At 40.8% G+C, this 25,789-nt stretch carries 28 protein-coding genes; 17 read left to right on the top strand and 11 right to left on the bottom strand.

The window, feature by feature from the left end; translation table 11 throughout:
* Window positions 1–410: 410 nt before the first annotated feature.
* From HLI_RS06715 to HLI_RS06705, 3 genes are all read right to left on the bottom strand, one after another.
* A complete protein-coding gene (locus HLI_RS06715; RefSeq protein WP_128524139.1) occupies window positions 411–1,406 on the bottom strand; it encodes an acrylyl-CoA reductase family protein in 996 nt (331 codons plus the stop codon).
* A gap of 15 nt (window positions 1,407–1,421) precedes the next feature.
* Complete coding sequence (locus HLI_RS06710) at window positions 1,422–1,613, bottom strand: hypothetical protein (RefSeq protein WP_128524137.1); 192 nt, start codon at window positions 1,611–1,613, stop codon at window positions 1,422–1,424.
* Window positions 1,614–1,740: 127 nt separating this feature from the next.
* Window positions 1,741–2,379, bottom strand: a complete 639-nt coding sequence (locus HLI_RS06705; RefSeq protein ID WP_128524135.1) for a hypothetical protein — start codon at window positions 2,377–2,379, stop codon at window positions 1,741–1,743.
* Between the two features lie 386 nt (window positions 2,380–2,765).
* Between HLI_RS06705 and HLI_RS06700 the strand changes: the two genes are divergently transcribed.
* Window positions 2,766–3,263 (top strand): M15 family metallopeptidase, encoded by a 498-nt coding sequence (locus tag HLI_RS06700; protein WP_241655990.1) that lies wholly within the window; start codon window positions 2,766–2,768, stop codon window positions 3,261–3,263.
* Between the two features lie 37 nt (window positions 3,264–3,300).
* Here the strand turns inward: HLI_RS06700 and HLI_RS06695 are convergent, their stop codons facing one another.
* The 4 genes from HLI_RS06695 to mreBH all read right to left on the bottom strand — a co-directional run bounded on the left by HLI_RS06695 (window position 3,301) and on the right by mreBH (window position 6,243).
* Window positions 3,301–4,221 (bottom strand): ketopantoate reductase family protein, encoded by a 921-nt coding sequence (locus HLI_RS06695; protein WP_128524133.1) that lies wholly within the window; start codon window positions 4,219–4,221, stop codon window positions 3,301–3,303.
* Window positions 4,222–4,246: 25 nt separating this feature from the next.
* Complete coding sequence (locus HLI_RS06690; protein ID WP_128524131.1) at window positions 4,247–4,615, bottom strand: DUF1428 family protein; 369 nt, start codon at window positions 4,613–4,615, stop codon at window positions 4,247–4,249.
* Window positions 4,616–4,662: 47 nt separating this feature from the next.
* A complete protein-coding gene (locus tag HLI_RS06685) occupies window positions 4,663–4,968 on the bottom strand; it encodes a hypothetical protein (protein ID WP_128524130.1) in 306 nt (101 codons plus the stop codon).
* 267 nt (window positions 4,969–5,235) lie between these two features.
* Window positions 5,236–6,243: a rod-share determining protein MreBH gene (gene mreBH, locus HLI_RS06680; protein ID WP_128524128.1), complete on the bottom strand. Its 1,008-nt coding sequence runs from the start codon at window positions 6,241–6,243 to the stop codon at window positions 5,236–5,238.
* A 165-nt stretch (window positions 6,244–6,408) separates the two neighbouring features.
* On the opposite strand from mreBH, the gene HLI_RS06675 reads away from it, so the two are divergent.
* The 4 genes from HLI_RS06675 to HLI_RS06660 all read left to right on the top strand — a co-directional run bounded on the left by HLI_RS06675 (window position 6,409) and on the right by HLI_RS06660 (window position 9,073).
* Complete coding sequence (locus HLI_RS06675; RefSeq protein ID WP_128524126.1) at window positions 6,409–7,152, top strand: YkgJ family cysteine cluster protein; 744 nt, start codon at window positions 6,409–6,411, stop codon at window positions 7,150–7,152.
* Window positions 7,142–7,777: an MOSC domain-containing protein gene (locus tag HLI_RS06670; RefSeq protein WP_128524124.1), complete on the top strand. Its 636-nt coding sequence runs from the start codon at window positions 7,142–7,144 to the stop codon at window positions 7,775–7,777. Before HLI_RS06675 ends, HLI_RS06670 begins: the two co-directional genes overlap by 11 nt.
* A gap of 56 nt (window positions 7,778–7,833) precedes the next feature.
* Window positions 7,834–8,205, top strand: coding sequence for a DnaJ family domain-containing protein (locus tag HLI_RS06665; protein WP_128524122.1), 372 nt, complete (start codon window positions 7,834–7,836; stop codon window positions 8,203–8,205).
* A 202-nt stretch (window positions 8,206–8,407) separates the two neighbouring features.
* Complete coding sequence (locus HLI_RS06660; protein WP_128524120.1) at window positions 8,408–9,073, top strand: SOS response-associated peptidase; 666 nt, start codon at window positions 8,408–8,410, stop codon at window positions 9,071–9,073.
* A 370-nt stretch (window positions 9,074–9,443) separates the two neighbouring features.
* Here HLI_RS06660 and HLI_RS06655 read toward each other — a convergent pair whose 3' ends face one another.
* Window positions 9,444–10,817: an alanine/glycine:cation symporter family protein gene (locus HLI_RS06655; protein WP_128524118.1), complete on the bottom strand. Its 1,374-nt coding sequence runs from the start codon at window positions 10,815–10,817 to the stop codon at window positions 9,444–9,446.
* 225 nt (window positions 10,818–11,042) lie between these two features.
* Between HLI_RS06655 and HLI_RS06650 the strand changes: the two genes are divergently transcribed.
* From HLI_RS06650 to HLI_RS06640, 3 genes are read left to right on the top strand one after another with little or no spacing between them, the layout of a single operon-like run.
* On the top strand, window positions 11,043–11,510 hold the full coding sequence (locus HLI_RS06650) for a low molecular weight protein-tyrosine-phosphatase (protein ID WP_128524117.1): 468 nt from the start codon (window positions 11,043–11,045) through the stop codon (window positions 11,508–11,510).
* Window positions 11,511–11,522: 12 nt separating this feature from the next.
* The gene (locus HLI_RS06645; protein ID WP_128524115.1) at window positions 11,523–11,852 is read left to right on the top strand and encodes a YtxH domain-containing protein; all 330 of its coding nucleotides are present in this window, start codon (window positions 11,523–11,525) and stop codon (window positions 11,850–11,852) included.
* 22 nt (window positions 11,853–11,874) lie between these two features.
* A complete protein-coding gene (locus HLI_RS06640; RefSeq protein ID WP_128524113.1) occupies window positions 11,875–12,705 on the top strand; it encodes a YihY/virulence factor BrkB family protein in 831 nt (276 codons plus the stop codon).
* A 373-nt stretch (window positions 12,706–13,078) separates the two neighbouring features.
* Here the strand turns inward: HLI_RS06640 and HLI_RS06635 are convergent, their stop codons facing one another.
* The gene (locus HLI_RS06635; protein ID WP_128524111.1) at window positions 13,079–14,995 is read right to left on the bottom strand and encodes a heavy metal translocating P-type ATPase; all 1,917 of its coding nucleotides are present in this window, start codon (window positions 14,993–14,995) and stop codon (window positions 13,079–13,081) included.
* Between the two features lie 233 nt (window positions 14,996–15,228).
* Here HLI_RS06635 and HLI_RS06630 point away from each other — a divergent pair, with 233 nt between their 5' ends.
* Window positions 15,229–16,113 (top strand): transporter substrate-binding domain-containing protein, encoded by an 885-nt coding sequence (locus HLI_RS06630; RefSeq protein WP_128524109.1) that lies wholly within the window; start codon window positions 15,229–15,231, stop codon window positions 16,111–16,113.
* Between the two features lie 10 nt (window positions 16,114–16,123).
* Complete coding sequence (locus tag HLI_RS06625) at window positions 16,124–16,816, top strand: amino acid ABC transporter permease (protein WP_128524107.1); 693 nt, start codon at window positions 16,124–16,126, stop codon at window positions 16,814–16,816.
* A 378-nt stretch (window positions 16,817–17,194) separates the two neighbouring features.
* On the opposite strand, the gene HLI_RS06620 is transcribed toward HLI_RS06625, so the two are convergent.
* Window positions 17,195–18,364, bottom strand: a complete 1,170-nt coding sequence (locus HLI_RS06620; RefSeq protein ID WP_128524105.1) for an MFS transporter — start codon at window positions 18,362–18,364, stop codon at window positions 17,195–17,197.
* A gap of 148 nt (window positions 18,365–18,512) precedes the next feature.
* Here HLI_RS06620 and HLI_RS06615 point away from each other — a divergent pair, with 148 nt between their 5' ends.
* The 3 genes from HLI_RS06615 to HLI_RS06605 all read left to right on the top strand — a co-directional run bounded on the left by HLI_RS06615 (window position 18,513) and on the right by HLI_RS06605 (window position 21,174).
* A complete protein-coding gene (locus HLI_RS06615) occupies window positions 18,513–18,905 on the top strand; it encodes an OsmC family protein (protein WP_128524104.1) in 393 nt (130 codons plus the stop codon).
* An 800-nt stretch (window positions 18,906–19,705) separates the two neighbouring features.
* Complete coding sequence (locus HLI_RS06610; protein WP_128524102.1) at window positions 19,706–20,317, top strand: YczE/YyaS/YitT family protein; 612 nt, start codon at window positions 19,706–19,708, stop codon at window positions 20,315–20,317.
* A 62-nt stretch (window positions 20,318–20,379) separates the two neighbouring features.
* Entirely contained in the window at window positions 20,380–21,174 is a 795-nt protein-coding gene (locus HLI_RS06605; protein WP_128524100.1) for a YfkD famly protein, read from the top strand.
* On the opposite strand, the gene HLI_RS06600 is transcribed toward HLI_RS06605, so the two are convergent.
* On the bottom strand, window positions 21,144–22,031 hold the full coding sequence (locus HLI_RS06600; RefSeq protein WP_128524098.1) for a mechanosensitive ion channel family protein: 888 nt from the start codon (window positions 22,029–22,031) through the stop codon (window positions 21,144–21,146). The two genes, HLI_RS06605 and HLI_RS06600, sit on opposite strands and share 31 nt — an antisense overlap.
* A gap of 137 nt (window positions 22,032–22,168) precedes the next feature.
* On the opposite strand from HLI_RS06600, the gene HLI_RS21535 reads away from it, so the two are divergent.
* The 4 genes from HLI_RS21535 to HLI_RS06585 all read left to right on the top strand — a co-directional run bounded on the left by HLI_RS21535 (window position 22,169) and on the right by HLI_RS06585 (window position 25,698).
* Entirely contained in the window at window positions 22,169–22,318 is a 150-nt protein-coding gene (locus HLI_RS21535; RefSeq protein ID WP_164908505.1) for an SE1561 family protein, read from the top strand.
* 115 nt (window positions 22,319–22,433) lie between these two features.
* On the top strand, window positions 22,434–23,741 hold the full coding sequence (locus HLI_RS06595; RefSeq protein ID WP_128524096.1) for a Na+/H+ antiporter family protein: 1,308 nt from the start codon (window positions 22,434–22,436) through the stop codon (window positions 23,739–23,741).
* Window positions 23,742–23,826: 85 nt separating this feature from the next.
* The gene (gene pdaA, locus HLI_RS06590; protein ID WP_128524094.1) at window positions 23,827–24,606 is read left to right on the top strand and encodes a delta-lactam-biosynthetic de-N-acetylase; all 780 of its coding nucleotides are present in this window, start codon (window positions 23,827–23,829) and stop codon (window positions 24,604–24,606) included.
* Between the two features lie 222 nt (window positions 24,607–24,828).
* Entirely contained in the window at window positions 24,829–25,698 is an 870-nt protein-coding gene (locus tag HLI_RS06585; protein ID WP_128524092.1) for a DNA-3-methyladenine glycosylase family protein, read from the top strand.
* The last annotated feature ends 91 nt before the right edge of the window (window positions 25,699–25,789 follow it).

Genomic DNA, 25,789 nt, shown 5'->3' with positions numbered 1-25,789 from the left:
TTCTAAAGGTTATATTACCATGAAAGCAAGCGTCTTAAACCTATAAGAATTGGAAAAAGCGAGTCAGACCGTCGTCTCACTCGCTTTTGTATATGTTTCGGAAAATATCAAGTTATTTTTTTCTTGTTATCTACAAGTTCATTTGAATTAAAAATCCATGTGCCGCGGTTCATTAATTCTACATGGTAGTTTTTGTCAACTTAAACGACGCAATCCCTACCTCTATCGCATCCTTACAGCTCCGAAGCTGATCCAGTGTGATTAAGTTGTATCAAAACGTAGCAGAATGCCAGTCTCATACAAATCACTCTTTTCTTTTCCGAGTTACCTTCTTCTGAAGGCACTATCTAATAGTATAATTTAAATATTCTTGTATGTCAACATATGGCCTCTTATAAAGACTATCACTATCAATGATCCATTTTTACAATTGAACGTCCGCGAGTGTTCCCTTGTAGAATCTGTTCAAGTGTGTCCTGTACATCGGAAAGTGAATGGACGACTTTAATACGGTTGAAAGATTCTTTGACTTTCAGATCATTAGCCATCCGGTGCCAAACTTTCTTTCTCGTATCCATTGGACAGTAAACAGAGTCGATACCTAAGAGACTGATACCCCGTAAAATGAAAGGGTAAACTTGAGTAGGAATTTCTGTTCCTCCAGTCAATCCGCTGACTGCTGCTCCTCCATTATATTTCAGTTGGCCAAGCAAAGAAGCTAGCTGTTCACCGCCGACTGGATCGACAGCGGCTGCCCAGCGCTGGCTGCCAATGGGTTTGAGTTTTCCATCATAAACCTCTTCACGTGAGATCACTTTTGATGCGCCCAAATCTTTTAAGTATTCTTTGTGCTCGAAGCTGCCTGTACTTGCTTCTACTTCATAACCGCGTTTAGCTAACATAGCGACTGCCATGCTGCCTACACCACCTGTAGCACCTGTGACCAAGACAGGCCCGTCATCAGTGGATAAGCCATTTTGTTCTAAACGGTGGACGGACAGGGCTGCAGTGAATCCTGCCGTACCGTAAATCATCGCTTCTTCCAACGTGATTCCTTCGGGTAATGGGACAATCCAATCGGCGGGAATATTTGCATATTCACTGAATCCACCATGATGATTAACGCCGATTTCATAACTGGTAGCAATAACCCGATCACCTTCTTTGAATCGTTGATCGGAGGATTTAACGACTTCCCCAGCAAGGTCGATACCCGGGATAATCGGATAGTCTTTAACCAATGCATTGTCTGGTTGGGAGACTATACCATCTTTGAAATTAATGCTGGAAAAATGGACACGAATCAATACTTCGCTGGAAGGAAGGTCACTTAAGGAGAGCGTCTGAATCTCTCCTTGGACCCCTCCATCGGTTTGTTCGATTTTAAATGCTTGAAATTTTGTCATCATTCCACCTCACAATTAAGGTCTTAAATCTTCGTTATATTTTTCTTCAGAAGAGGAATCGTTCTTTGATTTCCTTCCTTTTTTTTGTTCGCGCTCTTCTTTTTTAACATCTTCATCTGGAATTTCATCTGTCAATTGTTCTTTCTTCAATTTTTCTTGGAAGCTTTGGTCATTTTCCGCTACTTTGTTTCGTTTTTTATCAGCCAACTCTTTCACCTCCAACGAATAAAGTTTCTTGAGTACATTTCCTTTTTTTCTATGAATTTAAACGTAGGGAGTGGTAAATGAAGTAAATATAAATATAATCATCCGCCATATGGATACGGACGGATGATTACTTATTATCTATGAATCTGTTTTTAAAGGATTTAACTAATGAAGAATGGATAAGATAGTCAAAGACTGTGCTGATGATCAAACCATGAATAATAACCCCTAAAATTGTAAAAATGACGATGATTATATGGCCCATGAAGGTTTCAGGCTCAAACCCTGAACGTCCGAAAAAGGTGAGAGAAAGTACAGCACTCCACCAAGCATCACTATATGAATCCAGTTCGTTTTCAATGAGATTCAACGGGATAATCAATAAGAATATGAGAATGAACGTCACACCAGTTACCATAGTAAGGTGTTGTCTTTTTAGAAAACGGATAAAAGGCATGGTGTAATATTTGGTGATGGATTTCAATCTTAGCAGATGAAGGATGCGAGCAAACCTTGCAAACTGGAAGATCGCATCAAGGGGGATGGCTGCGATCACGATGAATGGATGCTTTTTAATGAATCCCCATTTGCTCTCACTTTTGAAAAGACGGTAAAGAAAGTCCAAGAAAAAAATGCTCCACGTTGTCCAGACGATGACACTATTGTATCCTGTCTGCTGCCAAATGGTAGCTACAGATAAGGCGGCGAGAAAAATCATGATTATTTCATAGAATGTTCTCCCGGGTTTTCTATTTAATAATTTCATGATTTTTCTCCTTCCTCTGAATTTGTCGAATTCACCTTATTATATCATTCGAACTAGTAAAGGGCACGGCGTCTCAATCCAACTGTAAACAAAGTAGCCTGAATCTTGAAGTGGCGTGGCTTTATTTAATTCAATTTAATAGTGTCTTAGTGAAAGTAAACAATTTATACCCTGAATTAACGCACGATCAGTCGATGAAATTATCTCGAAAACATTAAATAAGCGTATTGAATGAATTAAATTATTTAGATATGGGACGAGCTGTGATATTCTCAAATTAATCACTTCAAGAAAGGGTTGTCTTTGTGAGAATCCTAAACAGTCTAATGGCTTTGTTTTTTTGTTTCGGTATTATCCTTGTTTTATTTTTATTTTTGCTGCCTCAAATGAAACAGGAAATGCCTCAAGGCCTTTTTTATAAAGAAGAAGTACCTCTTCCGAGCCGTTTGCACCCTGAAGTAGCACAGAAAAAAGACGAGTTGGTAGCGAGAGCTCAAGAACAAGGAATCGATATTATCATCACTGAAGGCCATCGGACAAAGGAAAGGCAAAATAACCTTTATGAACAAGGACGTTCCAAAGAGGGGAGTATTGTCACTCATGCGAAAGGCGGAGAGTCTTATCATAATTACGGGCTGGCAATTGATTTTGCCCTTAAGACAGATGATGGGGAGGTCGTATGGGATACAGGACGTGACGATAATGGAAATGGCCGTTCCGATTGGATGGAAATTGTAGATGTTGCAAAAGAGTTAGGGTTTGATTGGGGCGGGGATTGGGAGAACTTTAAAGACTATCCTCACTTACAAATGGATTTTGGCTTGTCGATCCGTGAACTGAAGTTTGGCAAGCGCCCGAATGTGGATGATTACGCTGATGAATAAATAATTAAGAAGGTGCTTCCAAAATGGAAGCACCTTCTTAATGTTCGTAAGCTTCAAAAGGTTTGATAATCCCGAATATTGTTTCGATGTACGGCATAGAGAGGTCTACTTCACTGCCTAGTCTCAATGCTCCTCCATGAAGGTGCTCGACTTCAAGAGGCATCCCCTTGGTACGATCCTGATGCATGGAAGACGTCATCCCATCATCTAATCCACGGAGTTTTTCGAAGGCATTTTGTACGTGTTCATCTGTCAGATCAATTTTATGAGCGTTTGCTAAGTCCTTCATCTCTTCAAGCATACGTTCTGCAATTCGGAATGTTTGCGGATAACTCCTGACTTCACCGATCGTTTGATTAACAGCTGTCGTAATTCCGGAAAAGGCTGTGATGAACATGTACTTTTTCCACATATCTTCTAAAATGTTCGGGCTGAGCGTTCCATTTAGGTTCGCTTGATTACAAGCAAGTGCGAGTTCTTCGCAAATCGCTTGTTGGGAAGGGTGGAGAGGGCCGAAAACAAGGTCGTGGAAAGAACTTGTATGGAGGACATGTCCTACATCATCCAATGTAGCAATAATATAGGAAAGACCGCCGAGCACAGCTTCTTCACCAAGCTCTTGTTGCAAGATATTGATGTGCTCCATTCCGTTCAATACAGGGTAAACTTTTGCCCCTTTCTTGACTAGTGTCTTAAGCCATTCCAGTGTTCCGGGAAGATGGTAGCCTTTAACAGCAAGGAAAACGAGATCAGGATTGTCAATTTCCTCAGGACTTTGGGCTATTTTAGGTTCAGACACTTTGTAGTCGCCCATCTCACTATGTAGGGTTAGACCGTTCTTTTCGATTTGCTTCGCTCGTCCTTCACGGACCAGGTTAATGACTTCATGGCCGGCTTCTTCCCAGCGGGACCCAAAATAAGCCCCTAATGCCCCTGCTCCTAATACTACGATTTTCATTCGATGCACCTCCAAAAAAGATTGATCAACTCGGCTGTGGCGTACGTTCGGTAGTAAAGCTTGAAGTAACAACGCGATTCATTTCTACCAGCTCTTTGATACTCCCATCTAAGTAATGGATGATATCATCGGAACCTACAGACTTCATAACTTTGTAATAGTGGGATTCATCATTGAAGACAGATTGACCAAGTAATAACTCTTCACTTTCTTCCATTTCAATCAAATTCAAGATGCCCATGGACCCCTGTTTTCCAGTCAGCTCTTTCGAATAGAGAATGTTATGATCTACAGCGCCATGTGACATCAAAACCTCGCCGGATTTTGATGTCACTTTTATGAATTCTTCTAAATTCCTTTGATTAACTCTGAATATGCAAATGATTGTATACATCTTTTCCCTCCCCTGATACTTGATGATGCGATAGATGTTCGTGCTTCTTATGCTTTTTTTTCCACTCTTGTGGAGCGCCCAGCATCAATGAGGAGGATGATTGCCGTAATTGTGTGCATGATCCAACCCACAACGGGAATCGCTCCAATGGCGCTCGTAATCATACCAAGCACACTCCCAACGTATGTGCGCTTATCTTTTACAGATACCACCAATGTTATGAGGTGGAAGACGAACATAAACAACAGAGCGGACCATCCGCTGCTGAATATAAATAATCCTCCAGCTAAAGGAATGGCTAAGAAAGCTTCACAGCCTCCAGTCAACCATTTTAAGATTGTAGAAAATTTCATATGAAACGACTCCTTATTTCCAGTCTCTCTTGAATGTATTTCACTCTAAGAGATGTGGTGAAACATTTTATCAGTAAGTGTTGTACATTATCTACGTTACATGCTTCAATTCGACAGAAAGAAACACAAACCCTTTAAAATAGTGAAAAGACTTGAAAAAAAAAATGAAAAACCCCTTCATGAAAGATACTCATAAAGGGGTCAGGTTAATGGTTGAAGGGTACTCGCATACATCAACTGTTTTGCGAGCCTCCCGGTTTGGATTTCTTACTTACTTGCTTTTTGCAGTTTTTGAATCATTTTCAATGACCGTCCTGTACCGATGGCAACGGATTCTAATGGGCTCGGCGCCATGTGGACGGGCACGGAAATTTCATTAGCTAACCAATCCTGCATGCCATTCAAGAGAGCGCCACCTCCGGTTAAAATAACACCATGGTCGACAATGTCTCCACTTAATTCCGGTGGGCATTCCTCAAGAGTCGCCCGGATAGTTTCAAGTAATTGTTCTAATGATTCTTTAAGAGCTCCTTGAACCTCTGTTGATTTCAATTCGATGGTTTTCGGGAGTCCTGTCACCATATCACGACCACGAACTTCCATAGTGGCTTCAGGGTGCTCGATCAAGGCATACCCGATTTCCATTTTAATGAGTTCGGCTGTACGCTCACCAATCAATACGTTGTACGCTTTTCGGACATATTGAATGATTTCTTCATCCATCACATCACCACCAGTACGGATGGATTTACAGGATACAACACCGCCGAAGGAAATAATAGCAACCTCACTTGTACCTCCTCCGACATCGACGACAACGTTGGCGATCGGTTCATCAACAGGTAGGTCAGCTCCTATAGCCGCGGCGATCGGTTCTTCAATCAAGTGGACATCTTTAGCACCATAACTTTTCACAGCATTGTGAATGGCGCGGCGTTCGACTGAAGTAGAACCTGAAGGAGTGCAAATCACAACGGTCGGTTTGCGCATAGAAATTCCGGATTTTTTGGAGACCTTCTTCAACAATTCTTTTAACATTTGGGCAGTCATGTCATAATCTGCGATGACTCCATCACGTAACGGGCGGACAGGGATGATATTACGAGGAGTCTTTCCGACCATTTCTTTTGCTTCTTTTCCTACAGCCACTACACTTTTAGTTTCTGTGTTATAAGCTACAACGGATGGTTCGTTCAAAAGGATTCCCTTAGATTTTGAATAGATTAATATATTTGCAGTACCAAGATCGATACCGATTTCTGCATTAGATAACATTTAGGCGTACCTCCAAAGATGACAAATTCTCTTATATATCTTCTCATATGATAGGAGTTTTATGGGGGTTAAACAAGAGGAAATTCGTGGGGATGTATTAAGGTGGTCTTAAGGCTTGTGACCCATGTATAATATAAATAATGATAGATGGAGGAGTTTTTCCTTATGAATTTTTTAAAACATAAAGAAATATTGAATAGATGTGAAAAAATCAATCAATCCTACGAAATTGACGAGCAATTCTTTGATGGTATCGTTGATGATCTTTTAGATAGTGAAATGGACACTGAGACGGTTATCCTGCAAGGGTTCGAAAAATTATTGGCAGAAGTCGACCATGAAATTGAGCGTATGGAGGATTTCAGTTCTATGAAGCCGAATTGTTTTATGGGATGTGCTTTTTGTTGTTATTTTCCTATTGTCATGACTAAGATGGAAGCGAAAATGATGTTCCAATCCATTGAAAAGTTTTCGGATGAACGGAAAACGGCTATTTTTAATCACTGGGAGCAGTATTACGTTCAGCAAGAGGAAAAATTGACGAAAGCTTTTGCGATGGACCATGAAGCGCCAGAAACTAAATTGGAATATAAAAAACTGAATTTACCCTGCCCCATGCTTGATCCTGAGACTCAGCTTTGTATGGTTTATGAGGTGCGTCCTATTCCTTGTCGGACGTATTTGAACTACAGTGATCCTCAAGTTTGTGCAGAAAACCATATGCCGGCTGAACCGTTCAGTTATGAGTTCCTTTACACTTTTTACTTTGGTGCAATCAATGAATTGGTTCAGGCTCTTTATGAAAACGGTGAAGAGGTATTCGTAGATTATCCGATGGATGCATGGACCTATGACTATCTTCCTTCATGGGTGAAAAAATGGAGAGAGGGGACGTTAAGTGAAGTATAAACTATTATCTTTGAATGTTGGACGTCCAGAAACGTACGAAACAGATAAAGGTGAGCTGCAAAGTGCTTATAGGAAAACTCCAGTCGGTGATACCACTTACTTGACACACTTGAACTTCGAGGGTGATGAGCAGGCCGATAAAAAGCATCATGGGGGAAAGGATAAGGCGGTTTGTTTGTATCCTGCCCAACATTATCGCCATTGGGAAGAGCATTATGGCAAAAGTTTCTCTTTTCCTTCTTTTGGAGAGAATATCACAGTGGAAGGGATCAAAGAGGAGAACGTAAGGATTGGAGATATTTATTCACTGGGAGATGCTGTGCTGCAAGTTTCAGAACCAAGGAAACCATGCTATATCATTGCAAGGACGCATGGAATCGACGACTTTCCGGCAAGAGTGACAGAAAAGGGCTACACTGGATTTTATTTACGCGTTTTGAGAGAAGGAAATGTACCCCCTGGTGCCTATATGACATTAATTGAACAACATCCGGACGGAGTGACTGTTGAAGATGTCAACGAGGTGCGCTATCACGATCGCAATAATAAACGGAAAATCAAAGAGATAACCTCTGTAGATCCTCTATCCGAAAGCCTGAAGCAAGCATTATTAAAGCTTTTATAAAGATGGGTTTATTGCCGGTGGTGTATGAAAATAAACATAAATAAGGAGCGGTATTTATGGAGTACGGCCATCTAATCGAGGAAAAAATCAAAAAGTCAATACAACGGGGAGAGTTCGATGACTTACCTGGAAAAGGGGGTCCCCTGCCTAAAGATGAGTTTGCCTATCTTCCTCAAGAACTTCGGAACAGTTACCGGATCTTAAAGAACGCTAATATGCTACCAGAAGAAATGGTGGTTAAAAAAGAAATCCTAGAATTGGAAGAACTCCTTCACGAGGTGAAAGATCCACATTTATCGATGTACTACAAAAAAGAACTCAAAGAAAAGAAGCTGAGATACGATATGATGATGGAAAAGAGAAAAATAAGTGAGTCAGGAGCCTATCGTCAGTATGAAAATAAAATTCACCGTCGTTTCGGTTTCTGACTAATACATCATTGATTAGGTACGTTTTCAAAGCACAGTTGAAACTGTGTTTTTTATTTGAAGAAAAAGAGTGACGGAAGCGTTATTTCTCTTTATAAAGCCTTATTATTCAGAAGCGAGTCCAGGTTTATAGGCTTTTTGCAGGGTAAAGCAGAATATAGAGGGAATGGATAATATAGTAAAGATTAAGGAGGGGTAATAAATGTGTGGACGTTATACATTGCTTGCAGAAGAAGCAGAGATATTGAGAGAATTCGGAATAGGACAGCCGATCAAAGGTTATGAGCCAAGATATAACATTGCACCAGGTCAGAAGGTTTTGTCTGTCATTCATGACGGGCAGCAAAAAAGAGCGGGTTATATGAAATGGGGGCTCGTACCGCGGTGGGCCGACGATCCGAAAATCGGTTATAAAATGATTAATGCTCGAAGTGAAACAGCCCATGAGAAGCCAAGCTTTAAAACATTAATGTCAAGAAAGAGATGCTTAGTCATTGCTGATAGTTTTTATGAGTGGAAAAAAACCAAAAGCGGCAAACAACCCGTACGGATATCTCCGAAAGGTAAATCGTTATTCGCATTTGCAGGCCTTTGGGACCGGTGGGAAAAAGAGGGTGAAGATCTCTTTACATGTACGATATTGACTCAGGAAGCAAATGACTTTATGCAGCCGATCCATGATCGCATGCCGGTCATTTTAACTGAACAGAGTCAAGATCATTGGATTGAACCGGTGAAATGGTCCCCTGATGAAGCAAGTGGATTTATTCAGCAGCTATCCACGCAGGATTTAGAGGGATATGAAGTGAGCGAGTATGTAAGTTCAGCTAAAAATGAAGGGGAAGAATGCATAAAGCCAATAACCTGATGAACTGTATTATGTAGATTTTCATTCGGGTCTTCAGTCCTTCATAATATTGTTAATATGATTCAAAGCGAGGAGTCTAACACTGGAAATGGATACAAACACCCTGTTACATTTTAAAGACTGGAAGGTTTTATTAGAAAATCTAGAAACCAGCACCAGTCAATTGGAGAAAGTATGGGGAGCAGTGAATAACTTATGCGCTTCCCATTTACATAATTATCGACAGTTGCTTCAAAGAGTGAACGTTTTTGAGATGAATGAGAAAAACCCACGGTAGGCTATATCCAGCCCCGTGGGTTTTATTCCATATTGAGTTTCACGGGCATTGTGCGTTACTCATCGAGAAGCACAATTCACATCCATTTGAAATTCACCCTGTCTGTCGCTGTTCTTTTTCCTGTTGTCGTTCTTTTTTGGCTACTTTTAAAAATTTATTGGTTTCAGAAGCCACTACGCCTGATAAGAGTAATAGTCCAATCAAGTTAGGGAAGGCCATGAGACCGTTCATAACATCAGCGAAAACCCATACTGTATCAAGCTGTGCAATGGCTCCGATCAGAATGAATGCAACGAAAACGATTTTGTAAATCCCGATACCTCGCTGTTTCGTTATGTAACCGAAACACTTCTCTCCATAGTAAGACCACCCGACGATAGTAGAGAAAGCGAAGAAAACCAAACCGATGGTTACAATATACGAACCGATATCACCTAAGAAAATTTGAAAGGAAGTGGATGTAAGATCCGCTCCATCCAATCCACCTTTATATTGTCCAGCCATAACAATGGTCAGTCCAGTCATTGTACAAACGATAATCGTATCAATGAAAACTTGCGTCATAGATACCAATGCTTGACGACCGGCATAATCCGTCCTAGCTGCCGCTGCAGCAATTGGCGCTGACCCCAAACCAGCTTCATTGGAGAAGACTCCTCGAGCGACGCCGTACCGGATTACTGTACCCAATAAACCGCCTCCGAGAGCGCTTGCAGTAAAGGCATCATTGAAAATCGTTCCAAATGCGGGTAGAACCATATTGTAGTTAAGTATAAGAATAATAAGAGCACCTATCACATAAAAAATAGCCATGATTGGTACAAAGAAAGCAGTCACTCTTCCAATGCTCTTAATACCGCCTAACAAAACAAGACCAGCTAGTGCTGTCAAGATAATGCCTGTCACCCAAGCCGGGACATTGAAGGTTCCTTCCATGACGTCTGAGACAGAATTCGATTGAACCATGTTCCCGATTCCGAAAGCAGCTACAGCACCGAAGATTGCAAAGAGCATACCCAGTGGCTGCCCCAGCCATCTTGTCTTCAGACCTCGTGATAGATAATACATCGGTCCACCCGACATTTCACCATTTTTGCCTTGAATACGGTATTTCACTGCAAGAACAGCTTCAGCGTATTTAGTAGCCATACCGAAAACTGCAGTGATCCACATCCAGAAAACGGCTCCAGGCCCACCTAAAACTACTGCGGTTGCTACCCCGGCTATATTACCTGTTCCAATGGTAGCGGCAAGAGCAGTGGTGAGTGCCTGGTAGTGTGAAATGTCTCCTTTTTCTTCTTTCTTCTTCTCTTTTCCTGGTTTAAAAGCAAGCTTAAGTGCATAAGGCAATGTCTTAAATTGAAGAAATCCAAGTCTAAGTGTTAAATACACTCCTGTACCTACTAACAGTATAAGTAAGACAGGTCCCCAGACAATCCCGCTTAAATAACTGAGAAAATCGTGCATGATCGTCATCCCCCTTTTTAGTATTATGTTTTTAAAATCGTCCATGTATAAAATATTCCGAAAATTTCAAACAAATGTCAAGGTTATTTCGTACAAACATTAAAAATACGGTTGATTTCGACATGAATTGGGAAGATATTCACTATGAACTAGCTGGTTCAGCAGGATTTTTATAGTTTTCATAGAAATTAAAGAGTTAGAAATACTATAAGTGGAGGCAGAAGCATGATACGTGTTTTATTTGTTTGTCTAGGAAATATTTGCCGTTCTCCAATGGCGGAGGCAATTTTCAAGGATTTAGTTAAACAATCTCAACTTGATGATCGAATTTCGGCAGACTCTGCGGGAATCGGCCATTGGCATACAGGGTCTTATCCTCATGAAGGGACCCGGAAAGTGCTTGAGGCAAAAGGGATTTCTTATGAAGGAATTTCCGCAAGACAAGTGAAAGAAGCGGATTGGGATGACTTCAATTACCTGATAGCTATGGATGATAAAAATATCCAAGACTTGAAAGGCATACGGGAAAAGAATGATGTAGTGGTCGGCAAATTGATGGACTACGTACCATACACAAAAGAAGTGGAAGTACCCGATCCGTATTTCACTGGAAACTTTGATTATGTGTTCGAATTGGTGGAAGAGGGTTGTCAGCGATTACTAGAAAAAATTATACAAGATCACAATCTATGAAGGAGGATGTTTATGGGACAGCAAAATTTGTGGAAGGGTGTTTTATTAGGGGCAGCAATCGGAGGAGCCATTGCGCTCATTGATCAAGATACGCGGCGTTATGTAGGGGAGAAGTCCAGGAACGCAGGAGCGACATGCCAAGGTTATGTCAAACATCCATCAGAAGCGATTCACAGCTTAAGGGTATGCTACGACTCTTTTTCCACTCAACTTAATAAAGGAGTTGAAGATCTTCTTGAATTATTACAGAAGGCTGAGAGTATGCTTAATAAGGTAGGAGAAATCAATCAAGAAGTGAAGCAGCAGCTAGAAGCTGTCGATGATCCAAAAGAGGCTTCTTGATATCAAGAGGTGAAGGAATATCGTGAAGTCCATCATGAATTTCGGCAAAGAGCTGTTCTCCCGTTTTGGTGAAGATGATGTAGGAGGGATGGCAGCTCAACTTGCCTACTTTTTTTTACTATCTTTGTTTCCGTTTATGATATTCCTGCTGACACTGCTTGGCTATTTACATATCGATGAAGAAAGGGTATTGGCTTTCGTTAGTACGTATGCTCCTCCGGATACATTCGATATGATTACAGAAAATGTTTCCTCATTATTACGCAGTGAAAATGGCAGCTTATTGTCCATAGGTCTCATCGGGACTTTATGGGCTGCTTCTAATGGGGTGAATGCCATTATGCGTGCATTTAACCGTGCGCATAATGTGGAAGAGAATCGCCCTTTCCTTATTAATCGTTTTATTGCAATCATTTTGACAGTTGCAATGGTTCTGGTGATAGGGATTGCCTTTTTGTTACCTGTTCTTGGCCATACAATCGGCGTCCATTTGTTCTCCTTTTTTGGGCTTTCGGAAAGTTTCATATCCTTATGGAACGCTATACGCTGGGTAATTTCGTCGATTATTTTTTATATTGTCTTATCGTTTCTATATGTGACAGCTCCAAACAAACGCTTGAAATACAAAGATACTGTGGCCGGTGCAGTATTTGCAACTTTCGGGTGGCAGTTGGTTTCGTTGATGTTCTCTTTTTATGTGAGCAGTTTGGGTAATTTTTCAGCTACGTATGGAAGTTTAGGTGGTGTGATTGTGTTGATGATTTGGTTTTATCTATCTGGGGTTGTCATTATCCTGGGAGGAGAAATCAATGCAATGATTCATCATCGCCGTACTAAAAAAACATGGGGATAAATAAAAAAAGAGTCTGGGATAAAAGAATTTTCCCACTAGAAAACCCGAACGAAAAAAACGTTCGGGTTTTCTTTTTGAAGCAATAAATGTATACGCCACTCTGGCAACATACTTCGCTTTCAGCGGACACTGCCTCAGCTTCCTCAGCAAGCAAAGATCGCTTCCTTCCGGGGGCTTCGCCTCGTGCTCTTCCCGCAGGAGGCTACGTATGTTGCCTACGCTCCATTTGATCGATTCTATCCTATTGTTCGTCTTTTCCAGTGGCAGTAATCGTTGTGTCCCAACTTTATTTTTTATGGATTGGGAACAGCACTTTGTTTATAGAAATTCAAAAAGAATACTGATTATTGGATTAAAAACCTTTATTACACGATTATCCTTTTAATAAACGCAACCCATTTAAAATGACCAGTATCGTACTTCCTTCATGTCCGATGACTCCTAAAGGAAGGTCGAGAATCTGCAGAAAGTTACTGACGATTAAAAGCATGATCACAATAATGGAAAAAATAATGTTTTGTTTAATTATGCGATTCATTCGTTTCGAGAGGGAAAGGGCATTGGCTATTCTGGGAAGATCGTTCTTCATCAAAACGACATCAGCCGTTTCCAGGGCGACATCTGTTCCTTCCCCCATTGCGATACCAATATCAGATTCAGCGAGTGCAGGAGCGTCGTTAATCCCGTCTCCCACCATTCCTACATGGGAAAAATGTTTTTGCAACAGTTTTATTTCCTTTAGTTTTTGATCAGGCATACATTCACTAATATATTGGTCTAACTCAGCTTCTTCAGCTATGGCTTTTGCTGTTGAGGTAGTATCGCCTGTCAACATGATGGTATAAATCCCCTGGCTCTTGAGTGACTTAATTGCTTGTTTCGTTTCTTCTCTTACCGTATCTTTCAACGCGAAAAGACCAACCACATCGTCATTTTGTTTCACGAATATAATCGTTTTCCCTTCAGAGGCTAATTGTTCAAACTGTCCATTTTGAAATGAATCGGCCGCTTCTTTTCCTACAAAGTCTGCTTTTCCGATTTTCCATTGTTCATTTAGATAAGTTCCTGTCACACCGTTCCCACTGCTGTTTTTTACATTAGTGACTTCCACGGTCTCGATCTCTTTTTGTTTGGCATATTGGACAATTGCCTGAGCTAAAGGATGATTCGACTGTTGTTCAATCGAAGCTACGATTGATAATACGAAGTCGGGGGAGACATTTTCACTTGTCATATAATCCGTCAATTTCGGCTGACCTTTGGTTAATGTCCCTGTCTTATCAAACGCGATTGCTTCCAGGTGAGACAAATGCTCGAGGTGAACACCACCTTTAAAAAGGATTCCTTGCCGTGCCCCATTTGTAATGGCAGATAATGTAGCCGGCATGATTGAGGCGACGAGTGCACAAGGGGAGGCGACTACAAGAAGGATCATGGCCCGGTAAATCGTCTCCATCCAGCTCCATCCAAATACAAAGTGGGGAAGAATGAGCATGCTTCCGACGATAAACAACACAACTTTTACGTAAGTACTTTCAAAACGTTCGATGAAAAGCTGAGAAGGAGATTTTTTACTTTGTGCGTTCTGAACCAAAGTAATAATCTTTTGGAAAAGGGTGTCAGAAGCATCTTTTGTGACAGTTACAATGAGACTTCCATCAATATTCATCGTACCTGCAAAAACGTTCCCCTGCTTTTCTTTTGTTACGGGAATGGATTCACCAGTAATGGTGCTCTCATCAATGGAAGAGGTTCCCTTCTCAATGATTCCATCCACAGGGACTCGCTCCCCTGGTTTAATGAGGATGCAATCACCGACTACTAAATGGTTTACCGGGGTCCATTCGTAACTCCCATTTACAATGCGAAACGCTTCTTCAGGCTGTAAACTCATCAGACCAGAAATTTCTTTGTGACTTTTATTCATTGTATAAGTTTCTAAAGCACCGCTTAGAGCAAAGATGAAAATCAAAATAGAACCTTCCGTCCAGTAACCGATGGACGCTGAACCGATGGCGGCAAGAATCATAAGCATTTCTACATTGAGTGACTTGTCTTTAATCGTTTCTTCTATACCTTCTTTAGCTTTTGCGAACCCTCCAATAATGAAAGCGGAGAGGTAAAGGGGGACAAAAACAGAAGGCGGCCCATAATTCTCACCTATCCACGCAAGCAAAATCAAAACTCCACTAATCAGAGCAGCTATTAACTCAGTGTTTTGTTTGTAAGTAAGAAGAAAACCTGGTAATTTGAACCATTCTTCTCTGGGTGAAGTACTTGAGTTATCCATATTTATTCTCAACTCCTTCGCGTAATTGATAATGAAAATCACTTTTATTAAGTACAGGTAATTTCAGATTATAATAATTTTAATGTTATATACATTATTATATTATCACACTATCATGAATAATCAATGGAATCTTTAACCTTGAAAAAATAAGAGCAAGGCAGTTGATAATACATGTGTTAAGTTGCTATATTAGACAAGTGCAAAAAACATTAGGAAGGTGGACATAACCAATGCGCAAAGGTCTTTTATTTATATTTATGCTTATGCTCTCAGCATTTCTTGTTGCTTGCGGATCAAGTGAAAGCAGCGATGAAAGTGCTTCTGATAATAACGGTGGAGAAGAGGCTTCCGATTCAAAGTGGAGTGAAATTCAAGAATCAGGGGAAATCGTCGTCGGTACTTCTGGAACACTTTTTCCTGCCTCTTACTACCCGGAAGACTCAGACCAAATGACCGGTTACGATGTAGAAATCATGAGAGAAGTCGCTGACCGGCTGAATCTGGAATTAAAGTTTGAAGAATATGGTGTTGATGGGCTCCTGTCAGCAATCAAAAGTGGTCGTATTGATGCAGTGATCAATGATATGGAAGTTACAAAAGATCGTCAGGAACAATTTACGTTCAGTGAACCATATAAGTATTCATATTCAACGATGATTGTCCGTGAGTCTGATCTTTCAGGGATTGAGAAATTGGAAGATCTAGAAGGAAAAACTCATGGAGGGGGAGCCACGACAGTCTTTTCCCGGATTGCTGAACATTTCGGTGCTGAAACGAAAACATACGGAAATGTAACAAATGATGTATATTTGCGTGATGTGGAGAATGGAAATACAGACTTCATAATAAATGACTACTACTTGCAGTCTTTAGCGTTGAAGGCATTGCCAGAACTTGAAGTTAAACTTCATCCTGATTTGAAATTCCATCCTACAAATTCTGCAATCGTTATGCCGAAAGAGGCAGATAAGATGAAAGAAGAAATTGATGCTGTACTTAAAGAAATGAGAGAAGACGGTACATTGACAAAAATTTCTGAGGAATTCTTCGGAGGGAAGGATGCTTCAGAAAGACCTGAAACAGATATCCGTGAACTTGAAGGACTAGACCTGTAAGGGGCTTATTATGTTTGGAATAGAAGTGAACGAAATCCAAATCGAGAAGCTTTTCAATGCTGAGCGTGCCTGGTCTAACCTGCCTTTCATCCTGGAAGGAGTTCCTTTAACGCTCTTTGTGGCCGTTATTGGAATGGCAATCGGGCTTGTACTAGGTTTCTTCTTGGCTCTTGCCCGAGGATCGGATCATATTTGGCTCAGATGGCCGGCACGATTTTATATTTCTTTCATGCGAGGGACACCGATTCTTGTTTACTTATTCGTTTTGTATTTCGGCCTCCCAGTCGTCGGCGTTAAAATGCCGGCTACCCTGGCTGCCATCATCGGTTTTGGAACAAATAGTGCTGCTTACATTGCAGAGATCAATCGTGCTTCACTCAACAGTGTTTCTTACGGTCAGTGGGAGTCAGCACGTGCTCTTGGTTTTACTTATTGGAAAACGATAAGAAGAATCATTATGCCCCAAGCGACGAGAATTGCGATCCCTCCGCTGGGAAACGTATTTCTCGACCTATTGAAAGCCACCTCGCTCGCGGCTATGATTTCTGTGCCTGAGATTCTGAACAAAGCACAAATCGCAGCGGGTCGAACAGTGGATTCGATGACAATGTATATTACGGCGGCGCTGATATACTGGCCGCTTACGATGGTTTTTTCCGCATTGCAGGATTATCTGGAAAAAAGATCCAACCGTTATCTTTAATGATCAAAAGCCAGAGCATCCATCGCTCTGGCTTTTGAAATTGTCTGCCAAAATGATAAAAACTGCTAATGGACTGGGGTTGAAGGCTATGTAGAGAATATTGCAAAGTTTATTGAACCCGAAGGAACATGCATTTAAAGGGGAGAGGTCTATGTCACAAAGAGGCATCACAACGAGATTCATGCTCTTGGTCGAAAAGGTCCTCATGAAAGATATTGAGAATGAAGAAAACTACTATTCAATTATGGAACAAATGTAAAATGTGCTGACTTAAACGTTATCAGAATAAATGAAAGCTGCGGACAGACATCCGCAGCTTTCATTCGTTTATTAGATTAACCATTAACCACATTAGTAGGCGTTAGCTTAGACTCCTGATCATGCCTGTGAAGGCGTAGAAATGGGCTCTTTTTTATAAGCAGTAGCAAAGAAAACAATGATGAGCAGGGCGACGATAACGTAAAAAAACGACAGATCCGGGAAAATGTCCAGGAAGAATCCTGATAAAAACGGGCCCAATATACTTCCTATACTGAAAGACATTCCACAGAGTATGTTTCCAGCCGGTAAAAGCTCCCTTGGAAGTAAATCTGTCATAAACGATATGCCAAGAGAAAATAGTGAACCGACAAATAACCCACCTAAAGCGAAAGTGGCAAATAATGCTGCAATGGAATGTTCAAGGAATGCCGCTAGCAAAAATGCAAGAATGCCTCCAGAAACAACGGTGAGGATCACTTTTTTTCTGCCTATTCTATCACTCAATGATCCAAGTGGTATTTGGGAGAATAAACTGGCTGCAGCAAAGCTTGGGATAATAAGGGATAGAACATTGACCTCATGCCCTATCCGCATGCCATATACAGGGAAGATGCCATGCAATGTCGCTTCTAGAAACCCGTAGGCAAGAGGGGGCAAAAATGCAACCCACGCAATTTGAATGGCCCGTATGAACCTTTTGATTGAACTTGTCCCATAAGCGGTGGTATGGTCTTTTTCAGGAGTTTCGTTCCTAACCCGGAGCATAAATAACCATACGCACATGCTTAAAAGAGAAGAAATCAGAAAGGGTACATACACCCCGTATTCAAGCAAATTGGTCATCAAAGGCCCGATCGTGAATCCGACACTGAAAAACAATCCATAATAGGCGATACTTCTTCCCCGAGAGCTTTTCTCGGCAGTGGCAGTAATCCAGGTTTGTGTACCGAAGTGAAGGATTTGATCTCCGATTCCGATGGTGACTCTCAAAATGAACCAAAACCAGAGGGCTTGCCAAAATGGAAAAAGAGCCAATGATATGAAGACTAATGCACCGCCGATCATTATCACAGGTTTATAACCAATCCTTTGAAGTGGTTTTTCCATGAAAGGGGAAGAAAGCAAAATCCCTATGTATAAACCGGTCGCATGTAATCCATTGATGGATGAAGATACGCCATTCTGTTCAAGAATGACAGCGATCAAAGGCAGAAGCATCCCTTGAGAAAATCCAGAAATGGTCACAAGTCCGATCAGAATCCAAAAACGTGTTTTTGTGGATACCATAGAATGACCTCCTGTCTGTCATACTTTCTAATCGTATAGGAAAAACTGTATTGGGAACAAGTCTTTCTTACTACAAAATGTTATTTCCATAGCAAAAACGGTTATTATATATGTATGATGCAGTAAACTGTGAAAGGGTGTGTAAGTAATGGACTTTTATTTGAAAGAGAATGGTGTACGCACATCGTTTGATTATGGACAATTGAACATATCGGGAGATGAATTATTCGGCTTTCGCCCCTATCAACTGATGGTCGCTTCTATTGCTGGCTGTAGTATCGGCGTATTCCGGAAAATTCTCGACAAGCAAAGAGTGGATTATGAAGATATTAAAGTGACTGCAGAGGTCACGAGGAATCCAGAGGAATCAAACCGAATTGAAAAAGTCCATCTTCATTATGTCATAAAAGGATATCATTTAAATCAAGACAAGCTGCTGAAGAATTTAGATATATCACGAAACAATTGCTCGATGGTACAATCGGTCCAAAATAGTATAGATGTCGAAGAAACGCTTGAGTGTATTCAACTAAGCAAGTAAGATAAAGAGAGCCTTATCCAGATTTTTCATGGATGAGCGCTCTTTTTTTGTGTCAGTCTTCCTGATTCCCCTTATCAGGAAAACTCAGTTTCGAGGCTTTTGTATGCAGTGATGGTGGCTGGGATACGGATCGCTTTCCACGGGCATGTGGTGAGCTTCCTCAGGCTTCGCCTTCCGGGATCTCACCGATCATGTTCATCCCGCAGGAGTCTCACCGTTTCCCCAGCCACCATACGATTGAAAGATGATCGAAACTATCCTCATTTATATGGAAGCTTTATGGGAAATACTATTTTCACAGCACTAAAGTATGATTTATTCATCTCATTAAGGGGCCGCTTCTCCCTCAAGTAATTTTGAGAAACGTATATCGCAAGTGGCGTTGAGGGAGGGGGAGACTCCTAACTTAAAAGCGGAAGTACCTTGTTCAACGGCGTATGGACGGGACTGAGCTGGATGAGATAAAGGAAACACGAAGAACAGAGTGATTCGATGTTGACTTATCGTACAGAAGCGAGGGAAGTCTCACTAGCCATTAGGTACTGGAGCTGGATAGCACATGTGTAGCAAAATTACTCTCTATAGGAGATGTCAAATATCGGCTAATAAGCGGGAGAAGGAGCTAGGCGAGACCTCACAGGGATGTCCACGACTGAGGACGCTCGCAGGAAAGCGACTCCTTCCCTGACGTCCTTAACTTCCTCCAAACATCTCAACATCAAGTCTCCGAGTATCCTGCACGATTGTTGAATGAATTTATTTCTATTAATTACAACACATAAAGAGAAAAGAGGAGTACGATGAAAAACATAATGATTAAAGCATTTTTTTACATGGTGGGTTTGATTGTCATTTCCCTTGGCATAACACTTACAATCAAATCGGATTTAGGAGCAGGTGCGTGGGACGCTGTAAATGTCGGTCTCACAGAACACGTCGGTTTGACGGTAGGATCGTGGGTCATCATTATCGGTGCTTTACTTATTTTTACAAACGCTGTCATTGCAAAAGAAAAGCCGGATTTACTGGCTGTGATGACTATTTTAATCATTGGAAAGTTCATTGACTTCTGGATGCTTACTGTGTTTGATACTTTGCAACTGAATACAGTGTGGACCCAGCTTTCTGTGCTCGTTGGTGGCATCATTATTATAGCATTTGGTGTTTCATTATATTTACAACCGAAGTTTTCATTGAATCCTGTTGATGGCTTTATGGTCGCTTTACAAAAAAGATTCGGTCTCAGTTTGACGAAAGCAAAGACTTTGACAGAAGCTTTCGCACTTGTTCTGGCCATAGCTCTCGGAGGGCCGATTGGGATTGGTACGGTTATTATTCTGGTCTTGATCGGACCGTTCATTCAATTTTTTGATGGGAAAGCGAATCATGTTATGAATAAAATGCTTTCCTAGAAAACATGTATAGTCTGGGCCGTTTTTCGCAAGATAAGAAAAAATGAAAGGTGGCCCATGATGTGAAAAGAAAATGGTTAGGACTGATCGTATTTATTGGGATTATTACTTTAGTCAGTGCTGGTTCCATTTCAGCTGAAAATAAAAAGGCGGACAAAGAGAACGAGATCCCGAATCATGTATTAAATATATCTAAAGACAATACGTATCCGAATTCAACGGATGACCAGGAATTACTGGAAGCTGAGGAAATCACGAAAGAATTGATGGAAAACACGGAGGTTCGTATTACGAATCCTCAACTGATTGAAATGTTGAATGAAACCTCCTTGAAACCCTCCCCGTTCGCTATTGGATATCGAGGTGAAATCTTTTTAGGGAGATGGCCATTGGCCTATGAATCGAAAGAAACCAATATCAATTGGGAATATCAAGATATCAATAAGAATGAATTGAGTAATCATGGTGGTAAACAGACAGAGGAAATCAGTTATGTACAGCAGGAAGAGAAACAGATCAAAGGGGGTCTGACCTCAAGAATCAGTCACAGTGAACAAATGATGAAATTGATTTTACTTGAGGCCCAGAAGAACACAAAGCTCCCGTTGTCCTTCAATACAGTCATCGGTAAAGGGACTAAACAAAATAATACGTATGCTGTCCCGACGAACAAAGTAGGTATTCTTCATGCTTATGCCCCTGCTGTCAACGAAAAAGGGGATGTAGCTTTCGGTGATGTGTACATCCAATTGAAAGGTTCGAAGAAAACACTGAATATCAAGAATGTGACCCGACAAGGAATAGGAGCGTGGATTCCTATCCAGGATCACGTAAGCTTTTCGTTTGAATTGAAGTAACGATCATTTTCCTCACTGTTCTGTGAAGAATTGATTTCTACGCGCTGTTCTGCCATGAGGATGTTGTGATCATACATCGTTTCGGCAAGAATACGGCGCGTTTTTTTTGCTGCTGTCCAATAAACGAGGTCATGGACTAGCCCGGTGATCGTATATTCATAACCACGATGCTGGTCGTTCAAAGAGGACATGCCATAAACTTGGAAAGGTTCAAGCGGTTTATCGGCAAGATCCATTTTTATATAATCGCCCAGTTCTTCATTAAGTCGATCACATGCTTCCTCTAAAACACGGAACATTCGACGTGGATCTTCATGGAAGCTTGTTGTAATTGTTTCTATGACGCGCATATGTTCGAAATTGTAGTTCTCTATTGTTTTGATTTGTCCATTGCTGATTGTTAACAGTTTGCCGCTCCATTCACGCAACTTCAAAAACCGTAACCCAATATCTTCGACAGTCCCGTGAAAGGTATTGTTCAGGGTGATGAAGTCCCCTTTATGAAGCTGTTTTTCGTATAAAAGAAACAAACCGGCAAAAAAGTCCTTGATAAGGCTCTGGGCTCCGAAACCGACAATAATCCCTATTACACCCGCACCTGCTAAAATGTTACGTATTGGTATGAATTCATTGAGGACAATGAGTATGAAGCTGATAATCGCGGCATAACTGATGATCGAATTCAACATGGATTCCAGTGTTTTCTCTTTGCGCTCTTCAATGAAATCTGTTTTCTTGAAAAAAGAGTGAATGATTTTTCGCAAAATGATGACAGCGAAAAAAAGAATCACGCCGCTGAGGATAAGCTTCAAAGTAATCGTTTTATCTATATAATCAAATAGATCCGAAAGTGTCATAATCGTACCTCCTGTTCATGTACGGAGAATATTATAGCATGTTTATCAGTTATTATGTCCCGCATGGACAGGTAAGTAAACTTGTACTATGATGGACATGGAAAAAAATCGAGTGTGAATATAAAGGAGCATGAAAGATGACACAACAGGAAAAAATCCAGGACTTGAAATTGAGATTAGCGGAATTCATGGGTCGTATCGAACGTCTGGATCCTGAAGAAACTTCCGTCGAAGATATAGATCGTTTAATCTCCATGTTAGAAGAGTTAGAAAGCAATATGGAGTAGTGAAAACTCATTTTCTGAATTGGCTCTCTTTTCATTTGAGGGTTGATTTTTTTAAAAACATGCTTTAACATGATAAATCGCTAATGTATGAAAATGTTTGAGAGGAGAATGTGTTATGGCTTGGGCAGTCGTCATATCTGTCCTCGTAATGACCGTGTTAAGTTTATTACGTGTGAACGTCATCATTGCCATTCTTGCCGCTGGTTTGACAGCAGGATTTATGAACGGGGAATCATTAAAGAGTTCTTTGGATATCCTTGTCGGCGGTATGGGGGATCAGGCAAGTGTTGCTTTAAGTTATATATTATTAGGTGCATTTGCCGTTGCTATCAGTTATTCAGGAATTACCTCCTTATTAGTCGGTTATCTATTGCGGGTGCTGAAAGATAAGCGGACGATGATTGTATTTGTCATTGCTGCTGTAGCAAGTTTATCCCAGAACGTAATTCCTGTTCATATCGCATTTATACCTATTTTAATTCCACCTTTGTTGAAGTTATTTGATGAAATGAAAGTTGACCGTCGGGCTGTAGCGGCAGCATTGACTTTCGGCTTGAAAGCCCCTTATGTAATGATTCCGATCGGTTTCGGCTATATTTTCCACGAAACCATCCAAACTTCTATGAAATCAAATGGAATGGAACTTGGTATTGGATCGATTGCACAGTCATTAATCATCCCGGGTTCAGGGATGATTGTCGGTTTATTCATTGCTGTATTCATCACTTATCGTAAAAAGCGTGAGCCTGCCGCCCATTCTTTTGAAGAAAAAGATGAGATGAAAGAGACGATTTTTGAAACGAAATTCACTCTTAAACATGGACTTACCGTTGTTGCTATCTTCGTAACGCTGCTGATTCAAGCGGTTTGGTCGAACCTTATACTTGCCGCTCTGGCTGGACTTATCTTGATGTTTGTCTTTCGGATTGTCCCGTATGCGAAAGGCGACAGAGTCGTAAATGATGGGATTGGAATGATGGGTTTCATTGCTTTTGTCATGTTAGTTGCTGCAGGGTATGCGAATGTTCTTACAGAAACAAAGTCGGTCTCAGCCCTCGTTGAAATCAGCTCCGAGTACCTTGGTAATAACCAACCTTTCATCGCATTCATCCTATTATCAGTAGGTCTTGTTGTCACAATGGGAATTGGTTCATCGTTTGCTACCATCCCGATATTAGCCGCTTTGTTTGTTCCTATTTGCTTAACTGCAGGGTTCTCTCCTATGGCTACAGCAGCTTTGATTGGCACAGCAGGTGCGTTAGGTGATGCTGGTTCGCCTGCATCAGATAGTACACTTGGGCCGACTTCGGGGTTAAATGCAGACGGAAGACACAATCACATTTGGGATACGTGTGTACCGACATTTTTACACTACAATATTCCTCTGTTCTTATTTGGCTGGGCAGCTTCATTATTATTATAACCAAGCAAGTGGGGAATTTTCCCACTTGTCTTTTTTTATATTCTTTCCACCTTCACACATACTAAGAAAAAAGTGAGTGGTTGTTATGTGGAAGAAAATTTTTGTGGCTCTTATGTCCATCACCATCTTGTTTTTACCCAGCTATGTTTCTGCGGAAGGATGGGGATATAAGAAAAACATGGACGGATCTGCACCTGATGTAGGACGGTACGGAGCAATGCTTGAAAAATATAATGGGTTTTATGTCGACCCCTCCGGAGACCCTGTAATATATTTGACATTTGATAATGGATATGAGCAAGGTTACACAGGACAAGTGCTCGATATCTTAAAGGAGAAGCAAGTACCTGCCGCCTTTTTTGTTACCGGCCACTATATTGAGAGCGCTCCTGATCTATTGAAGCGAATGGCTGAAGAAGGACACTTGATAGGGAACCATTCATGGAGTCACCCGGATTTCACTAAAGTTTCTAAAGAAAAAATGAAGACAGAACTTTCCCGTGTTGAAGAGGCTGTAAAGAAGTTGACTGGTCAACAAGTAATGACATACGTAAGGCCGCCGCGAGGTACCTTTAATTCACAAACGCTAAAGTGGGCTGAAGAATTTGGGTACACTCATGCTTTCTGGTCACTTGCCTTCAAGGATTGGGAAACAAATAACCAAAAAGGATGGGAGTATGCTTATAATAGTGTCATCGAGCAAATTCATCCTGGGGCGGTCGTACTTCTTCATACTGTTTCTCAAGACAATGCCGAAGCTTTATCGCAACTTATTGATGAATTGAGAAAAAGAGGGTATCAATTTGGAAGCTTGAACGACTTGATGATCAAACAGATGGTTCCTTCTCCAGTCTGGGGACTTTAATCTGACGCCATGCATATGCATGGCGTTTTTGAGTTGTCCAGAAAGATTTCAGTGATAAAAAAATCAAGGCAAAAGGAGTTCATCTTGTCTACAAGTGTTATTATATGTAGAAATAAGTTTCAAAACCGATAATATAGGCAACAGAGCGGAATGAAGGGTGGTTCAATTTGCCTAATATCAGGTTTTTGATAAAAAAAGATAGGAAAAAGGAGGAAATTTCACTTGTGGAAAGAAAGATTTAAAGCAACTAGTTTTTATGATTTTGATTACACTCTCCTTCGTTGGCAACTTGATCCATTGACTCACTTGAATAAGGAGGAACGTTGGGTTGATATTCCCGTCAAGTTAGAAGGCGGTTTTCACATTGCCCGTGTCCAGGGGCTAGGGACGACAGTTGAACCTGGTTTTGAGGTTTCGAGTGAAAGTGAAGAAGAAAAAGAAGCTATTCTGGACCATATTAAGGATTTGTTCCAGTGGGACAAAGACATAGAAAAGGTCCACCGTCATTTCTTAGGAACCAATCTAGAACAATTGTTTTCAGCACACCCAGGGACACCGATCGTCAAAGATTTTCATTTATATGACTGTTTGATGAAAGTCATCATACACCAACAGCTGAATATGAAATTCGCTTATACTTTGAGTACACGATTTGTTGAAAAACTAGGTAGTAAAAAAGATGGTGTCTGGTTTTATCCCTCTCCTGAAACAGTGGCAGAAACATCTTATGATACATTGAGGGAGCTTCAATTCAGTCAACGGAAAGCAGAATATGTAATTGATACTTCACGTTTGATTGCTGATGGTGAGTTGGACTTACAGGAACTTTCTGAAGAGTCTAATGAAGATATCATGAAGGCGTTAGTGAAAATTAGAGGTATTGGTCCTTGGACGGCTGAGAACTGGCTTATGTTTGGAGTAGGACGGGAGAATCTGTTTCCAAAAGCTGATATTGGAATTCAGAATGCGCTTAAATTTTATTTTGGCATGGACAAAAAGCCGACGATCCAACAAATGAAATCCTGGAGTGAAAATTGGGAGCCTTACTTGAGTTATGCTTCCTTAACTTTGTGGCGCAGTATAGAAGGATGAAGAAAACAGTCATATTTTTGCAAACGATACCATATTATGTAATATTAAGAAAAATAAAGGTTAATTCATTTGGAAATATTCAAAATTTCAC

The organism is Halobacillus litoralis, from assembly GCF_004101865.1.
Classification (GTDB): domain Bacteria; phylum Bacillota; class Bacilli; order Bacillales; family Halobacillaceae; genus Halobacillus; species Halobacillus litoralis_A.
The sequence above is the reverse complement of the archived record's forward strand: the minus strand, read 5'-3'. Positions and strand labels throughout refer to the sequence as shown.

Bases quoted from the DNA above. Each gene is read 5' to 3' on its own strand.
- HLI_RS06665 (WP_128524122.1), top strand. From the start codon at position 7,834: ATGGAGTACGGCCATCTAATCGAGGAAAAAATCAAAAAGTCAATACAA.
- HLI_RS06650 (WP_128524117.1), top strand. From the start codon at position 11,043: ATGATACGTGTTTTATTTGTTTGTCTAGGAAATATTTGCCGTTCTCCA.
- HLI_RS06630 (WP_128524109.1), top strand. From the start codon at position 15,229: ATGCGCAAAGGTCTTTTATTTATATTTATGCTTATGCTCTCAGCATTT.
- HLI_RS06625 (WP_128524107.1), top strand. From the start codon at position 16,124: ATGTTTGGAATAGAAGTGAACGAAATCCAAATCGAGAAGCTTTTCAAT.
- HLI_RS06700 (WP_241655990.1), top strand. From the start codon at position 2,766: ATGAAACAGGAAATGCCTCAAGGCCTTTTTTATAAAGAAGAAGTACCT.
- HLI_RS06595 (WP_128524096.1), top strand. From the start codon at position 22,434: ATGGCTTGGGCAGTCGTCATATCTGTCCTCGTAATGACCGTGTTAAGT.
- pdaA (WP_128524094.1), top strand. From the start codon at position 23,827: ATGTGGAAGAAAATTTTTGTGGCTCTTATGTCCATCACCATCTTGTTT.
- HLI_RS06715 (WP_128524139.1), bottom strand. From the start codon at position 1,406: ATGACAAAATTTCAAGCATTTAAAATCGAACAAACCGATGGAGGGGTC.
- HLI_RS06655 (WP_128524118.1), bottom strand. From the start codon at position 10,817: ATGCACGATTTTCTCAGTTATTTAAGCGGGATTGTCTGGGGACCTGTC.
- HLI_RS06600 (WP_128524098.1), bottom strand. From the start codon at position 22,031: ATGACACTTTCGGATCTATTTGATTATATAGATAAAACGATTACTTTG.
- mreBH (WP_128524128.1), bottom strand. From the start codon at position 6,243: ATGTTATCTAATGCAGAAATCGGTATCGATCTTGGTACTGCAAATATA.
- HLI_RS06615 (WP_128524104.1), top strand. From the start codon at position 18,513: ATGGACTTTTATTTGAAAGAGAATGGTGTACGCACATCGTTTGATTAT.
- HLI_RS21535 (WP_164908505.1), top strand. From the start codon at position 22,169: ATGACACAACAGGAAAAAATCCAGGACTTGAAATTGAGATTAGCGGAA.
- HLI_RS06685 (WP_128524130.1), bottom strand. From the start codon at position 4,968: ATGAAATTTTCTACAATCTTAAAATGGTTGACTGGAGGCTGTGAAGCT.
- HLI_RS06660 (WP_128524120.1), top strand. From the start codon at position 8,408: ATGTGTGGACGTTATACATTGCTTGCAGAAGAAGCAGAGATATTGAGA.
- HLI_RS06620 (WP_128524105.1), bottom strand. From the start codon at position 18,364: ATGGTATCCACAAAAACACGTTTTTGGATTCTGATCGGACTTGTGACC.
- HLI_RS06690 (WP_128524131.1), bottom strand. From the start codon at position 4,615: ATGTATACAATCATTTGCATATTCAGAGTTAATCAAAGGAATTTAGAA.
- HLI_RS06675 (WP_128524126.1), top strand. From the start codon at position 6,409: ATGAATTTTTTAAAACATAAAGAAATATTGAATAGATGTGAAAAAATC.
- HLI_RS06645 (WP_128524115.1), top strand. From the start codon at position 11,523: ATGGGACAGCAAAATTTGTGGAAGGGTGTTTTATTAGGGGCAGCAATC.
- HLI_RS06705 (WP_128524135.1), bottom strand. From the start codon at position 2,379: ATGAAATTATTAAATAGAAAACCCGGGAGAACATTCTATGAAATAATC.
- HLI_RS06610 (WP_128524102.1), top strand. From the start codon at position 19,706: ATGAAAAACATAATGATTAAAGCATTTTTTTACATGGTGGGTTTGATT.
- HLI_RS06695 (WP_128524133.1), bottom strand. From the start codon at position 4,221: ATGAAAATCGTAGTATTAGGAGCAGGGGCATTAGGGGCTTATTTTGGG.
- HLI_RS06635 (WP_128524111.1), bottom strand. From the start codon at position 14,995: ATGGATAACTCAAGTACTTCACCCAGAGAAGAATGGTTCAAATTACCA.